This is a genomic window from Acidianus ambivalens, from assembly GCF_009729015.1.
Taxonomy (GTDB): Archaea; Thermoproteota; Thermoprotei_A; order Sulfolobales; family Sulfolobaceae; genus Acidianus; species Acidianus ambivalens.
The window spans coordinates 250,032-264,576 of the sequence record NZ_CP045482.1; the positions used below are offsets into that span (position 1 = coordinate 250,032).

Below are 14,545 nucleotides of genomic sequence, written 5' to 3' on the forward strand. Positions count from 1 at the left end.
TATTCTGGAAATAGTTTCATAAGATGGCATCTTTTATCACCTTATCAAATAATATAAGATTTTAATTGATACTTATACCCTATCTCATATTTATTTATGATTTCATAAAATTTCATTTTTAATCACAAAAACCATACCATTGCGATGAATCTAATTAGTAATGTAAAACTTTTAGCTATCAAGGCAAAATTTATCTCATGAGAATATTAGTTGTCGACGACGTTGGTAACGTTTTGGGAGTATTCAGCAGTGAGGAAGACGCGTATAATTTCGCAAAGGAAAAAATAAAAGAAGGCAAAAAATTAGAATAATAGCTCCTGCAGAATTATACACTGAATGAGAGTTAAGCTTACAGTAGAGAACGTTGAAGAATGGTTTTTAATAGATACGGGCTTTAGTGGTGATTTAATAGTAAAGTCTGATGTTTTCGATGAAATAAGTGCAAAACCTTCAGACGGAGGAGAAATTTGCGTTGCTAAAGACCTTTGTTTTTCAGCCTTACAAAAAGTTGTTAGCGTTGAATATTTTAAGCAGGCAAATATTATGTAGGGCTTTATGGGTTCCAGAAATTGAAGAAAATATTGTAGGTGAAGGGGTACTAATAAAAACAGGCCTTTTGCTTGATTATAAAAATTTCACGATTACTGATCCTTAAATAATAGAAAATAAGTTCAATAACTTAAAGATCTAATGCTTGCCACATTATTTATCATAATACAACAAGATAAGACGTATAATGCAGAAAATATAGATATAACCTATCAGCAAATAATAAAATTAACGTGAAATAGCTGAATTATAAAAAGAACCTTTACTGTATCGTTTTGTTTTAGCTCTTCAAGAGCCTTAATAATACCTCTAATCTTTTCTATATGTCACAATTCCTAGACTAATAATATCTTCGTTATTTCTAGTTACTTTATCTGACTATATACAATTTCAGGATCTTAAAATTAAATGTGAGTATTATAATGGTTTCTCATCAGTATTTACAGATACCCATAACCTTCTCCAATATTCTTTGAAACCTATCTTCTTGTATACATGAATTGCAGGATTGTTATCTTCTCTCACATACAAAGAGGCTACCTTACCTCTTTTAGTAAGGTCTTCAGTTAGCATTGACACGACTGAAGTAGCTAAGCCCATATTCCTAAATTCCTCCTTAGTTAAGACTCCTCCTATTACAGCAACGTTCTCTAGCTCAATCCATGTATATGCTGCTGAAACAAGGTGATTATCTAGAAACAATCCGTATGCAGTAGTTTTGTTCTCGCTTAGTAATTGAAGTATAACATTACCCAGACCTTGACCGTAAAGGGCAAAAATCTCCTCCTTATCTTCAATACCTAGCCTTCTCACGTTTTCTCTTCTGAACACGCTAGGTTTATCACAAGTCATTAATATTTCTGGATAAATTTTCATATTAGGAAAGTCTAGCAACTGTGACCATTTTGGTTCTATGAATAGAACAAATTTACTCTCCTCGTTCTTCAGCGTTGAAAGTAATTCTCTCGCAGTACACTCTTTATCTGCGTAAAGAATTATTCTTGGCGGATAAAATTTTCTATATATCATTAAATAGCCTTCCCTAACCGTCTTAAATTCAGTATATTCCTTGTCAAACCTTAAGTCGTAAATCTCAAATGCGAATCTAACAGGGTCCGTAAGGAATAACTTCTCTAATTGACTTAGCATGATGAATAGTAGTTATTATAGGAAATTATAAATTAGCTTCTACTATAGTCAATAAATTATCGTCTTTAAAGAAGCTATCAATACTTGGAATAAGTCTCGGAAAACTCCTCCAAGAACTCCTAAACGTTACTTTTCTTTTTACCGTGAGCAAAACTATGTTTCATGCTTTTAATTTAGATGTTTAACACATCTATTTAGTACAGAATCCTAAAATAATAGAGTGTAGTATAATAGATAAAGTTATAGTTTCAGAAGGTCATATTTAATTTGAGAGCATATGCCCGAAACCATTAGGATAGTAAGAAAATATTATGCAATAGACGAGAAATAGGAATATTGTGGCAGAGGGTAATTCTTGGGAGGAAGTTGAGGAGATTATGAAAAAGAAGGGGTATAAAAGGAGTCAATACGATATTTTAACGGTAGTGGAAGCAGAGAAGAATTAGTATGAGTAACTACATAGAAATTCCCTTCATTACCTTAAGAGGCTATGCGGTACCTTTACTGAAAGGTGAGATAGAATGCCCCAGGGTAGGAGGGAACTTACTAATTTACGCTTTACCAGATAGTGGCAGTAGGTTCTCTTTAATAAATAAGAAGACTCTAAACGAGTGCTATAATAATCTGGAAGATCGTTATTTGGACACAGTAGTATTAACAATCTGAACCTGCATACAAAAAGGTACAAACTAAAATTTCATTTCATGGAACTTATGAGAATTTAGAAATCCCAGTTGCAGTAGCCGATTTCGGAGAAATCGGAGGGATTTACCCCAGCCTAATATTAGGTAGGGACGACTTCTTTTCTAGAGTAACGATACGTTTCGATAAGAACGTTAAATTACTCGTTAAGATTAATTCAAGGATTTGACTTCATAATTTATTGTATCTGAAGAAGTAATTGCGCTATCTTCCTTTCTTACCCAAATATACTAATCTCCTCCTAGGTAATGATGTAACAATCAGTGGATAACTGAGTACTTCGCTCATTATTTGAACTTTTCAGGTTACCAAAGCGTATTATACCATAAAATCTAGATAATTCACTCATCCTTACATCTCACCTCCAAACGTATTTGTTTTAAAACAGATAATAGATTGTAATAAACCCTCTCTTCTTTTACTAATTATTTTTCCTTGTTGATAACTAATGTATCTACATGTATTCAGTCTTTCGCTATATATCAAATAGATCGTACTTTTCTCTTCGTTACCTTCATTCATCTCTTCACTTGAAACTACAATGATCTTGATGACCATTCCATTAATAGCTAAAGATTTTTCAATAACGTTTGTAGAAGCTTCAACTCTCCTAGCATTTTACGTGGTTATAGAAGTATTACTTCCCATTCCATCTTCACTTTTAGCCGAAAGAATAGGAGCAAAAAGAACCATGAAAATAGGAACAACAATAATGGGGTTATCCTCCCTCCCTATAGTCTTATCTAATTCTTTCACGCTTATTCTAGCCCTCAGAATTGTTCAAGGTGTTGGAGCCTCAATGGTTCTTCTAACCTCTTTATCTTATGCTAGCCTTATAGGCTCTGATGAAGAAAGAGGTAAAATGATAGGGTTAAATCACACTATAGTAAGCCTAGGCTACGTTTTAGGGCTACCTTTAGGGGGATTGATAGCCGAAATTGACTGGAAGTATTTATTCTTGTTAACCTCAGCACTTTCCTTTAGCTCGCTTTACTTATTATCTACTCTTAAGGAAATGCATGCTAAATCGGGATTGGGGATTAATGTAATTTATGCCTCATTAATATTTGACGGTATAATTCTAGGACTTTACTATTACCCATTCTTTGTACTCTCTATATTAGGTTTGATAATGACTATATGGAAAATAAAGCTAGGTAAGGGATTTTACCTATCTAGCCTTTCGGGCTTTCTACATTCTATTATAAGAAACATGATAGCAGCATTCTTTGTGTTCTATTTGTACTCTCTTCATTTATCGACTTTAGAGATAGGCTCTTTAGACTACTTTATCCTCTTTCTTTTACGCTTATCTCACTTTATGCAGGTAGACTTCACGATAAATATAAGCTGAGAGTTACATCTTTCGGTTTTGCATTAATGACCTTATCCTCCTTATCCCTTTTCTTTAACGTTATTTTAGGAGAATTTTTAACTGGGCGCGTCGTCTGGAATTGCCACTACTTCAAACACTGCTTATACAATGTCTTCAGTTAGGAATAAGGATAGAATAGCAGCCTCTGGAATAAGAAGCGTTTAAGGAGTTGTAAGTAATACTATAGGACTAATCATTGCCTCATATTTCAGAACTCTCTTAACTCCTTACGTCGAGATTATAGTCTTTCTAAACTTAGCGTCGCTTCTTATATTGTTATCTTTTTCCACGTAAATACTGAGTAAAATGAATGAGAGAAGAAAGATCATTTTTGGTCATACTAAAAAGTTATCGCCTTTAAAATGAGTCTATATTAAAGGGTAATATTCTAAAAAAGATTCTGCTTTTTGATAGCCTACTGTTTCCATAAGCTTTCCAATCATTCTCAGTCTGAGAACGTAAATCTTTTTCAATTTCTGAAAAAGATTAGGGAAATGCCGCCGCGGGGATTTGAACCCCGGACAACCGGATGTCCCCCTGCCGTATGAGTCCGGCGCTCTAACCAGGCTGAGCTACGGCGGCAATTAAATAATCGAAAAGTGAGGCTAAAAAATTTCCGTAAAATTATTCCTCTAAATATTTCCTAATTGCATCCCTTATAATTTCGCTCCTAGTTAATCTCCTATTAGCTGCATATAAATCGAGCTTTTGTAACAACTCTTCTTCTGCTTTAAATGTTATTACTCTCATGGCCCTCGTATTACCTTTCTTCTTCCCCTATATATTATCCTTATTTGCACAAAGGTAAAAAGAGAGAGTTGACCGAAACTAATAACCTAATGATGTAATTATTTCATCTATTAATTTCTTAACAATTTCAGTATCTCCTTCTTCCTCCATAAAGCCCCTTATTATTAAACCTTCTGCAGATTTCTTGTCAAATCCTCTGTTCTGAAGGTAAAATATTAAATCTTCTGGAACCTTAGAAACCGAGGCTGAATGCTTAGCTGTTATAACTCTGCCAGTTCTAACTTCTAACATTGGTGCAACAACGGCAGTAGATTCGCCTAACATTATTGCCCTACCTACTATTGAAGTCGAAGAATCTATTGCTTGCTCGTTAATTCTTGCATCTCCCCTAGTAACTACAAAAGAGGAACCTGCTGAAACCGATTTCATAAATCCGTTACTGACGCTTTTAGGACCGTCGTGATAGACGTTCGTTATTACATCTATGTTATTATTCTCAACGCCTAAGGCTCTGGAACTGAAGAATGCTTGTGCACCTTCCTCTAGATAAGAATGGTATTCTACGTGACCTTCTGAGAAGCCGGAAGATATTATATAAGTAGTTATGGAACCTTCTACTTTAGCCTTTGAGTAAACAAAATTATAGCTTGAGTTACCCTTGTTTACTAGAGTAAGGTTAAGTGAAGAATTCTTACTTACATAGGCTGAAATTACAGCAGAATTCATAGATTTACCCTTATTTTCAGAATAATATATTACGTCTGCACTTTCTCCTTCTGGAACCTTAATTTCAATGTTTATTGGAGAAAAATTCCCCTCCACGTCAGTATAATGGTAAATTAAATATTTCCCGCCTTGTTTGATTTCTAGCTTCCTTGATAGAGAAAGAGTTAAGGATACCAACTTGTGGTCTTCTGGTTTTATTAATGAATTCCCCACACTGGATGAAAATTCTAATGGTGTTTCTTTCACCAAATTATTATGAATTACAACCCTTACATAGCCTGGAATGCTAGGATAATTACCTCCTCCTTTCCTGTCTAAACTTTCTATTTTTAAATTAAGCTTATCTAAATTTTCCCATCTTGTATAATGTTTAACTGTAGGTGAATCATTAATTAACTGATAAGGTAATCTTTCATAAATTGAAAAGAGCTCCTCTCTTTCTGACCTATTTTCTAAAGAAGAAAGAAAACTTTTAGCTGAATCTATATCGACTAAAGGCATTTATGCCACTGCTCCTAACTTATCTAACTCTAATTTTATAACTTTATTTAACATTGCAGCGTATTCAAAAGGCAATTCTCTCATTATTTCGTCCATGAATCCAAGGACTAACATTGAAGTAGCTTCCTTCTCACTTATTCCTCTGCTCATTAGATAGAATAATTGATCTTCACTCATCCTGAAAGTGTGAGCTTCGTGAGCTACATCAGCATCTTCTTCAAATACTTGGTTATGAGGGAATGTATAAGCCTTTGTCTTTTCGTCTAACATTAATGAGTCGCACTTTACAAAGGCTTTTGAACCTACAGCACCTTTATTGACCTTAACTAAACCTCTATAAACGTTGACTCCTCCGTTAAATCCAATGTTTTTATTAATTACCCTACTTCTTGTATGAGGTGCTGCATGAATCATCTTTGAGCCACTATCCTTCCAGTCTCCCTCTGCAGAAGCTAAAGTTACTACCAGGCTAGTTGATGAAGCTCCTTCTCCCCTAAGTATTGTTGACGGATATACGAAGCTGTATTTTGAACCTAAAGATCCCTCAACCCATTCTATTACTGAGTTCTTGTTTGCCCAAGCTCTCTTGTTATTGAAGTTTATTACGTTTTTACTCCAGTTTTGAATTGTAGTGAACTTTATGTGAGCGTTGTCATTTGCAAATAATTCTACCATACCGTCGTGGAATGAAAAGTTCTTGAACTGCGGTGCAGAACAGCCTTCAATGAAGTGAATGTAAGAATCCTCGTCTGCAATAACTAAAGTGTGTTCAAACTGTCCTTCCATTTCAGTTCCTATTACAAAGAATCCTTCAACTGGAGTAGTAATCTTAACTCCTTTAGGAACGTAAACGAATACTCCTCCGCTCCATAAAGCTCCGTGAAGTGCAGCAAACTTATGATCCGAAGCTGGGAATATTTTCATAAAGTATTGTTTAAATATATCAGGATACTTTACCATTGCCTCTTCTGGTGGCATCATTACTACTCCTTTTTTCTGTAACTCTTGTTTAACATTAGCATAAATTGGCTCGGACTCAAATACTGCAACTAATCCTCCTAAAACTTTTTGTTCAGATTGAGGAATACCTAACTTCTCGTAGTATTCCCTTATTTCTTTAGGGATTTGTTCCCAGCTATCTGTTCTTTCAACGTCCGGTTTTATGTATAATTCTAAGTTAGACACATTGAGCGAACTTAAAACGTCAGGTAACCAGTTAGGAGTAGGAAGCTTTTCAAATAGCTCTAAAGATTTCAGCCTTAATCTTAACATCCATTCTGGTTCTTTCTTTGCCTTAGAAATTGCTTCTATTGTACTTCTAGATAACCCGCTTTCTACAACTCTTCTATGAAATTCAATTTGATCTACTCTGTTATACTTGGCCTCTATGGCAGCATCAAGTATCTCGTTTATATCTACTGACACTTTCTCTTCTGTCATTTTTCTACCATCTTTAACTCTGTTAAAGAAAGCATTTAAACCTTTCCATGTTAAAGTAAAATATTTCAAGAAATGCAAAAATAATTAGATTATAAAGTTAAATGATAAAATAGTAGTTATTGCTTTATTACTCCTTCATAGCCTTTCTCATCTATTAATTTAGCTAGTTCCATGCTTCCGCTTGCTACAATTCTTCCTTTATACAACACGTGGATCTTATCCGCGTTCACATAATCTAAGATTCTCCTATAATGAGTTATTATTAAATATCCAGTATTATTCTCTTCCTTGACTTTCTTTATTACATCAGAAATTGTCTTTAAACCATCAACGTCAACTCCAGAATCTGGTTCGTCCAAAATTGCAAATTTAGGCTTTAATATCTGCAACTGAAGAATTTCTACTCTCTTTTTCTCTCCACCGCTAAAGCCCTCAAATACTCCTCTGTTAAGAAGACTATCTGAGATACCCACCGATTTAGATAAACTAGCTATTTTAGAGAATACTTGAGTAACTGATTCATTACTTCCATATACTCTATTGTATTCTGCAACTAAAAGTGTAGATAATTTTACTCCGCTAATCTCTATTGGATTTTGGAACGCTAAAAATAAGCCTTTCTTAACTTTCTGGTCAGTTTCAAGGTTAGTAATATCCTCTCCATCAAGTAATATTCTTCCTTTTGTTATTTTATACTTAGGATGTCCCATTATTGCCAAAGATAATGTAGTCTTTCCACTGCCATTTGGCCCCATTATTGCATGAACTTCTCCGCTTTTTACCTCAAGTGATATTCCTTTTATGATTTCCTTGCCTTCAACTTCAACGTGAAGGTCTTCTATCTTAAGTGTTGACATTTTCTGTCAATAATATGTTATTTAACAACATTAAAGTTTCTTTCTATCCAAGGCATATCTTCTAAAAATAAAGTGCAAGAAGAATTTTCTAATGCCAATTGTAAGTTAGATACTATATCTACAACAGATGTATAGATTATTGAAGATTTATCATTAAATGATTGTAGTAATGAATTTATTTGATTTATTAAGTTTAGTCCATTACTTACTCTCTTCATGCTAGGAAATAGTATGCTCATTATTACTTCGTCTAATAGATCATTAATTTTCTGTAAGATCTCCTTTAAAATTGGAGTATCTTCATTAAGTTTAGTTGTTTTTATCGTAGAATCTATTCTATCTATTAGTCTTGAGATATTAAGTAAAATTACAGCATTCATGACTACTAAAAAGTTCTTATTTAAATTTGAAGAAACTTCATATTTGCTCCCTACAACATGCCTTAGTAACATTAAGTAAACTCTTCTTAAGTCCTCCTGCTGGGTTAATTCACTATCTTTCGGTTGTTCTCCAGATAAATAAGAGATTATTCCATCGACTTTCTTTGAGATGATGTTTAAAATTCTCCTTAGTAAAGATTCTAAGCCCACTTTTTCAGCATCAAGTAAGCATTCTAATTTTACTCTATTTTCCGAGGCCTCGGTCACCTCTGCGCCAACCATTTGTTTAGTTGTTGAAATTAAGTCCTCTATCTCTTTTTGGACAATTTGTTTCTTAGACTCGAATACTATTTCGTCATAGCCTAAAGAATAAAGGCATAAAACCATGCTGGGTATTGGTTGCTTTATAGCATCTATATCAATTTTTATTGTTTTCCTATTAGATAAGAGCTTTATCTTCTCTGCAAGAAGTTTAAGTGAACCGTCATCGGAAATTTCTATTAAAATTTTGTCTCCAGGCTTAATGTTCCATCTATTTATCCATTTTTTGGGTAATGTGATGAAAAGTGAAGAAGAACCTAACTTTTGTACTTTCCTAGTCTCAATATCCTTGGAATTGTCAAACTCTTCCAAGTCAGTCACTATTTTTACTATGTTAAACAGCGTTTATAAATATGTTGCAACTTTATTATAAACTTATAAAAGAAGCTTTTTAAGTGGATTTCTTCTTCAGAATTATCTTTATAAATCCTTTATTCCTCACGACGTCCACGTCGTATTTCTCTACGTTATTGACTGGAAGCTCTAAATGATAACATTTACCATATTTGTCCTTGCAGCTTAATTCTAATTTATTATTCTCCATTTTAATGTAAAGAGTTTGACTTTCTAGGTGAGGAACATCTACTATATAGTAGATTTCCTTATCTGTTTCATAATAAGTGTATAATGGCTCGTTAAATTCCTTCTCTATTTCCTCTTCCATCATCTTTTTCACAAGATCGTAAAGATCTCTAAATGCTGGCATTTTTATCACGCATAACTCATAGGCCTTACAGAAGAATATGAGGGAAGTTCTTTCTTAGTTTGCTCCATTAAGCCTTTAATTTTAGCCCTTATTTCTTCTGCTTCTTTAAGTAAAGAGCTAACATCTATACTAAAGCCTATATATTTTGATATAATATCCAATGCTACTGCAGAAGCTTCTGGATCTGGTATATCGAGGAATGATTCAACAACTACTACAAAATTTCTAACATTTTTCCTTGACGCTTCAAGTAATATAGGTGCATAAGGACCTGCAATATACCCGTCATCAAATTTTTGCATTAAATTAGTCTTTGACAATTCTTCTGATAATCCTTCTTCACTTGCTATCCAATAGGCAGTAGGCTTTTCTATATCTAACCTATTAGGTATTGGAACACCAGTAATAGAAATTATTGTATCTATTCCGTATTTCTTTGCATAATCAACTATAAACTCTGCTAACGGATATGCTGAAGACGCAGATAACGCTGTCCATGCATGTAATATTATGGTATTAACATTATGATATACTCTTAGAGGAGACTTAGCTATACCATTAGTAACATGCATAACTGGCGGAATGTATTTCTTGGAAAAAACTTCGCCATATTCCTTGAATCCTCCTTTTTCTATTAAAAATTCTGTAGCAATTTCTCCAACTAGGCCAGCATCCGGTAATCCAATTATCATATAACTTGGTTTAGTTAATTGAGGAATGTACGATTCTCTGATCTCAAACGACAATTTACTCACCTCTTATTTTCTCAATATATTTTTCTGGAGTTAATAGCCTTTGAGCTTCCGATTTATCTTTAATTTTAATCTTGAACATCCAACCTTCACCGTAAGGATCTTTATTTATAATTTCTGGAGAAGTTTCAAGCTCCTCATTTACCTCTACTACTACGCCACTTAATGGCGAATAAAGATCCGAAGCAGCCTTAACTGATTCTATAGTTCCAACAGGATCTCCAGCTTTAACTTCTTGATTAACCTTAGGTAATTCAATTCCAACAATGTCCCTTAACTTCTTTTGAGCATAATCAGTTATTCCCACTACAGCAACGTCTCCATCAATCTTTACCCATTCATCAGTCTCGGTATAAAGCCTATCATCTAGGACTATGTATTTTCCCACTTTTATTTCTCCCATGCGAACACCTAGATTAATGGAAAGTCTGAGATTTTAGCTCTATACTCCTTGCCTCTAATTTCTATATTAGCATGAAATCCAAAGAAGGCGTTAGATGAATTAATATAACCCATGCCTATTACCCTACCTAAGTACGGTGAATAAGTCGAACTAGTTACTTCTCCTATTTCTATTTCTAGAATTCTTATCTTATAACCATGACGAGGGATTACTCTTATACCTTTTTGCAATTTAAACCCAACTCTTATTCTTTTTACGCCATTCTTAAGTTGTTCCTCAACTTTCTCTTTGCCTATAAAATTTTTATCTAAATCAAAGACCCAATATCTGGCCTCTACTGGTGTCGTGTTTTCATCTATATCCTCTCCATATAGTACAAAACCCATTTCTTGCCTTAAACTATCCCTCGTTATTAGCCCTGCCGGTTTAATTCCTTTTTCTATGAGTTTATTTATTATCCTTTCGGCAACCTCCACCTTAGCCCAAACTTCCAAACCGTCTTCTCCTGTCCATCCAGATCTACTTAGTAGAAATACGTCTTCTCCTAGAAAATTAGAATTTAAAACAAACTGTAAAGGTTGTAGGTCCGTTTTATATCCTAATAATTCCCATACTCTTCTACCTTGTATTGCCAGCATAACATAATCGAAAGTTAAGTCCTCAACTTCCAGCGAAGAATTACGTTTTATCCAGTTGATATCTTTATCTCTATTAATAGCATTAGTCACCATTAAAAACTCTGTATCTGAAACCTTGTAAATCATTATGTCGTCTATAAATCCACCTTTCTCATTTAGCATTGCAGAAGGCCCTATCATCCTAAAGTTTTCAGTCGATAATGACCTAGTTACTATCTTATCTAGTTCTTCTTTTTTTCCTTTTATTCTTATTCTACCCATGTGAGACAAGTCAAAAAACGCCGCATTTTGCCTTACAGCCATGTGCTCGTCTTGATAAGAAGTATAATCCATTGGCATTTCCCATCCAGCAAATTCTCCAAAATTTGCACCTATCCTCTCTTCAACTGCTGAAAGAGGAGTTTTAAACAACATTATAATCCTCTATAAAATATACTATATGAAATTTAAATGGTCTACCACCCTTGGCTACCAAACCTTGATTATGAGAACGAAATGATTAGAGAAATAGGAGTAAATAGCATTGACGACCTATTTAAGGATATACCAGAGGAAATAAAATTAAAAAGATTATTGAATGTTGGTTATTCAAAACCTCTTTCAGAATATGAAATTTATTTAAGGCTCTTGGAACTTGAAAATAAGAACGCTAAATTAAGAATGCCTCCATTTTTAGGGGGAGGAGTATGTCCCCATTACGTACCAGAAGCAGTAAAGTTTGTTATATCGAGGTCTGAGTTTTACACTTCATATACTCCTTACCAACCAGAAATAAGCCAAGGCTTACTCCAGGCTTTATTCGAATATCAAAGTTTGATGGCAGATTTACTTGAAATGGAAGTAGTAAATTCGTCAATGTACGAGTGGGGATCTGCGTTAGCTGAAGCAGTATTAATGGCTTATAGGATAAACGGTAAGAAAAAGGTTGTAATTCCCGCATCAATTAATCCTTACCACAAAAAGGTCTTAGAAACCTGGACTTATGGGAAAGAGATAAAAATAAAGGAAATTCCTTATTCTAATGAAGGAAAGATTAACCTAGAAGTTGCAGAGAAAGAAATAGATGAAGAAACTTCCGCTGTTTATATTCAACAACCAAACTTTTTTGGAATATTTGAGACTGACATTGAAGAAATAGTTGATTTAGCTAAAAAGAAAGGAACCATTACGATTATGGGCGTGAATCCACTATCTTTAAGTTTAATAAAACCGCCTGGAGAATACGATATCGATATCGCGGTCGGAGACGGCCAGGAACTAGGTTTACCGTTAAATTTTGGAGGACCTTATATGGGAATTTTTGCCACTAAATGGGATGGTAAATTAGTAAGGCAAATGCCTGGTAGATTAGTAGGATTAACTACAGATTCTGAAGGTAAAAGGGGTTATACTCTTATTTTGCAGACAAGAGAACAATTCACAAGAAGAGAAAAAGCTACTTCCAATATAACCACAAATGAAGCCTTAATGGCCATAGCTAACGCAGTGTATATATCATTACTAGGAAAATCCGGTTTAAGGAAACTTGCAGAAGAAATATATAAGAGAAGTCATTATGCTCTTTTAGAATTTGAGAGAAAAGGAATTGGAAAAAGAAAGTTTAATTCCGATTTCTTTGAGGAATTTACAGTAAGTTTTCCCATAAGCTACGGTAAAATTCATGAGAATTTGAAAGCTAGAGGAATTTATGGAGGATTAAAAATCTCAGATAAAGATGCAATATTTTGCGTCACCGAAGTACACACAAAGCATATGATAAATGAAATGATAGAAGAGGTGAAGAAAATTGTGGAGACAAGCTAATTGGAACGAACCACTTATTTACGAATTATCAAGCGACAAAAAAAGAAAACAAGGAATTATAATACCAGAAGAGGATATTGATGTAAAAATTGACATACCTGAGAAAATTAAGAGAAAAAATGAACTCGAAATTCCGGAATTAAGCGAATTAGAAGTTGTAAGACACTTTGTAAGACTTTCACAGCAGAACTTTGGCGTAGACTTAGGAATGATGCCACTAGGCTCATGCACCATGAAATATAACCCTAAGGTTGAGGAGTTAACTAGTAGGGTGGTAGAAAACTATCACCCGTTACAAGACGAGGATACTGTACAAGGAATTCTAGAAATGATGTACGAAATGCAGAAATGGCTAGCAGAAATTACTGGAATGGACGAATGCAGTCTTCAAATTCCTGCAGGAGCTGCAGGAGAATTGGCTGGAGTTCTAATGATCAAGAAATATCATGAATCTAAAAATAGAAGAAGAGACGAAATGCTAGTTGCAGATACTGCTCACGGAACTAATCCTGCAAGTGCTACAATGGCCGGATATAAGGTAATTTATATTAAATCTAATCAAGAAGGGCTTGTTGATATTGATATACTAAAAGAAGTAGTTAATTCAAAAACTGCGGGATTTATGCTCACAAATCCTAATACTTTAGGATTATTTGAGGAGAATATATTAGAGATCTCTAAGATAATTCATTCTATCGACGGAGTATTATATTACGACGGTGCAAATTTAAATGGTATACTAGGAGTGGCAAGACCAGGGGATATGGGATTTGATATAGTTCATATAAACTTACATAAGACGTTTGCAGTACCACATGGTGGCGGGGGACCTGGAGCGGGAGCAATTTGTGCTAAAGGCGAGCTAAAAGATTATTTGCCGTATCCTATAGTTGATAAAGAAGGAGATAAGTATGTTTTAAGGAATCCAGTAAAAACTATTGGTAAAATAGCGTCTTTTTATGGTAATATAGGAAATGTTATAAGAGCCTATGTTTACATATTAGGCTTAGGGCCTCAAGGCGTTTCACAAGTAGGAAAAATGAGCACATTAGCTACCAATTATTTAATTTCTAAGCTTAAAAATGTTAAAGGCTTAGAATTATTAGCACCGCATAGACCAAGAAAGCATGAAGTTGTATTTAGTGCAAAACCTTTGCTTAACGATAAAGGAGTTACTGCATTAGATATAGCAAAGGCATTATTAGATAGAGGCTTTCATGCTCCAACTATTTACTTCCCAGGAATTATAGAAGAAGCATTAATGATAGAACCTACTGAAACAGAGCCTAAAGAGACTTTAGATAAATTCATAGATGCATTAAAGGAAATCCTAGAGGAGAGCTATAAAGATCCAGAGAAGATACACCAAACTCCTCAGAATACAACCGTAAAAAGATTAGATCAAGTTAAAGCTAATCATCCTACTAGTGTAACACCGTCTTATAGAGTACTTAGACTTAGGGAAAAAGGTGTAATAAAAATATTAAAATAGC

General features: G+C 34.2%; 14 protein-coding genes, 1 tRNA gene and 1 pseudogene. 5 read left to right on the plus strand and 11 right to left on the minus strand.

Translation table 11 applies throughout. The features are described from left to right. Positions 1 to 336 precede the first annotated feature (336 nt). Positions 337 to 549 carry a pepsin/retropepsin-like aspartic protease family protein gene (locus D1866_RS01500; protein WP_152940943.1) on the plus strand — a complete coding sequence of 71 codons (213 nt, stop codon included), beginning with the start codon at positions 337 to 339 and terminating at the stop codon, positions 547 to 549. A gap of 417 nt (positions 550 to 966) precedes the next feature. Here the strand turns inward: D1866_RS01500 and D1866_RS01505 are convergent, their stop codons facing one another. Continuing rightward, the gene (locus D1866_RS01505; protein ID WP_152940945.1) at positions 967 to 1,698 is read right to left on the minus strand and encodes a GNAT family N-acetyltransferase; all 732 of its coding nucleotides are present in this window, start codon (positions 1,696 to 1,698) and stop codon (positions 967 to 969) included. A gap of 447 nt (positions 1,699 to 2,145) precedes the next feature. On the opposite strand from D1866_RS01505, the pseudogene D1866_RS01510 reads away from it, so the two are divergent. After that, positions 2,146 to 2,569: pseudogene (locus tag D1866_RS01510) on the plus strand (conjugal transfer protein). 351 nt (positions 2,570 to 2,920) lie between these two features. Continuing rightward, entirely contained in the window at positions 2,921 to 3,754 is an 834-nt protein-coding gene (locus tag D1866_RS01515) for an MFS transporter (protein ID WP_420809242.1), read from the plus strand. 516 nt (positions 3,755 to 4,270) lie between these two features. Here D1866_RS01515 and D1866_RS01520 read toward each other — a convergent pair. The 10 genes from D1866_RS01520 to gcvT all read right to left on the minus strand — a co-directional run bounded on the left by D1866_RS01520 (position 4,271) and on the right by gcvT (position 11,660). After that, a tRNA-Met gene (locus D1866_RS01520) sits at positions 4,271 to 4,357 on the minus strand. Positions 4,358 to 4,399: 42 nt separating this feature from the next. After that, a complete protein-coding gene (locus D1866_RS01525) occupies positions 4,400 to 4,525 on the minus strand; it encodes an aCcr1 family cell cycle regulator (protein WP_048054650.1) in 126 nt (41 codons plus the stop codon). 78 nt (positions 4,526 to 4,603) lie between these two features. Beyond that, on the minus strand, positions 4,604 to 5,752 hold the full coding sequence (locus D1866_RS01530; RefSeq protein WP_152940947.1) for a SufD family Fe-S cluster assembly protein: 1,149 nt from the start codon (positions 5,750 to 5,752) through the stop codon (positions 4,604 to 4,606). After that, the gene (sufB, locus tag D1866_RS01535; RefSeq protein WP_152941428.1) at positions 5,753 to 7,192 is read right to left on the minus strand and encodes a Fe-S cluster assembly protein SufB; all 1,440 of its coding nucleotides are present in this window, start codon (positions 7,190 to 7,192) and stop codon (positions 5,753 to 5,755) included. A 116-nt stretch (positions 7,193 to 7,308) separates the two neighbouring features. Then, complete coding sequence (sufC, locus tag D1866_RS01540; protein WP_152940949.1) at positions 7,309 to 8,049, minus strand: Fe-S cluster assembly ATPase SufC; 741 nt, start codon at positions 8,047 to 8,049, stop codon at positions 7,309 to 7,311. A gap of 17 nt (positions 8,050 to 8,066) precedes the next feature. Continuing rightward, complete coding sequence (locus D1866_RS01545; protein WP_152941430.1) at positions 8,067 to 9,062, minus strand: AbrB/MazE/SpoVT family DNA-binding domain-containing protein; 996 nt, start codon at positions 9,060 to 9,062, stop codon at positions 8,067 to 8,069. Between the two features lie 79 nt (positions 9,063 to 9,141). Then, on the minus strand, positions 9,142 to 9,456 hold the full coding sequence (locus D1866_RS01550; RefSeq protein WP_152940951.1) for a hypothetical protein: 315 nt from the start codon (positions 9,454 to 9,456) through the stop codon (positions 9,142 to 9,144). A gap of 5 nt (positions 9,457 to 9,461) precedes the next feature. Further along, positions 9,462 to 10,211, minus strand: coding sequence for a proteasome assembly chaperone family protein (locus D1866_RS01555; RefSeq protein ID WP_155861006.1), 750 nt, complete (start codon positions 10,209 to 10,211; stop codon positions 9,462 to 9,464). Further along, positions 10,204 to 10,611 carry a glycine cleavage system protein GcvH gene (gcvH, locus tag D1866_RS01560; RefSeq protein ID WP_013776123.1) on the minus strand — a complete coding sequence of 136 codons (408 nt, stop codon included), beginning with the start codon at positions 10,609 to 10,611 and terminating at the stop codon, positions 10,204 to 10,206. The genes D1866_RS01555 and gcvH overlap by 8 nt, the downstream gene beginning before the upstream one ends. 8 nt (positions 10,612 to 10,619) lie before the next feature. Continuing rightward, complete coding sequence (gene gcvT, locus D1866_RS01565; RefSeq protein ID WP_152941432.1) at positions 10,620 to 11,660, minus strand: glycine cleavage system aminomethyltransferase GcvT; 1,041 nt, start codon at positions 11,658 to 11,660, stop codon at positions 10,620 to 10,622. Between the two features lie 39 nt (positions 11,661 to 11,699). Between gcvT and gcvPA the strand changes: the two genes are divergently transcribed. Together gcvPA and gcvPB are read left to right on the plus strand one after the other, a co-directional pair. Beyond that, on the plus strand, positions 11,700 to 13,052 hold the full coding sequence (gcvPA, locus tag D1866_RS01570; RefSeq protein ID WP_152940955.1) for an aminomethyl-transferring glycine dehydrogenase subunit GcvPA: 1,353 nt from the start codon (positions 11,700 to 11,702) through the stop codon (positions 13,050 to 13,052). Next, positions 13,036 to 14,544, plus strand: a complete 1,509-nt coding sequence (gcvPB, locus tag D1866_RS01575; protein ID WP_152940957.1) for an aminomethyl-transferring glycine dehydrogenase subunit GcvPB — start codon at positions 13,036 to 13,038, stop codon at positions 14,542 to 14,544. Before gcvPA ends, gcvPB begins: the two co-directional genes overlap by 17 nt. Position 14,545 lies beyond the last annotated feature (1 nt).

Bases quoted from the DNA above. Each gene is read 5' to 3' on its own strand.
- D1866_RS01500 (WP_152940943.1), top strand. From the start codon at position 337: ATGAGAGTTAAGCTTACAGTAGAGAACGTTGAAGAATGGTTTTTAATA.
- D1866_RS01505 (WP_152940945.1), bottom strand. From the start codon at position 1,698: ATGCTAAGTCAATTAGAGAAGTTATTCCTTACGGACCCTGTTAGATTC.
- D1866_RS01525 (WP_048054650.1), bottom strand. From the start codon at position 4,525: ATGAGAGTAATAACATTTAAAGCAGAAGAAGAGTTGTTACAAAAGCTC.
- D1866_RS01530 (WP_152940947.1), bottom strand. From the start codon at position 5,752: ATGCCTTTAGTCGATATAGATTCAGCTAAAAGTTTTCTTTCTTCTTTA.
- sufB (WP_152941428.1), bottom strand. From the start codon at position 7,192: ATGACAGAAGAGAAAGTGTCAGTAGATATAAACGAGATACTTGATGCT.
- sufC (WP_152940949.1), bottom strand. From the start codon at position 8,049: ATGTCAACACTTAAGATAGAAGACCTTCACGTTGAAGTTGAAGGCAAG.
- D1866_RS01550 (WP_152940951.1), bottom strand. From the start codon at position 9,456: ATGCCAGCATTTAGAGATCTTTACGATCTTGTGAAAAAGATGATGGAA.
- gcvH (WP_013776123.1), bottom strand. From the start codon at position 10,611: ATGGGAGAAATAAAAGTGGGAAAATACATAGTCCTAGATGATAGGCTT.
- gcvPA (WP_152940955.1), top strand. From the start codon at position 11,700: ATGGTCTACCACCCTTGGCTACCAAACCTTGATTATGAGAACGAAATG.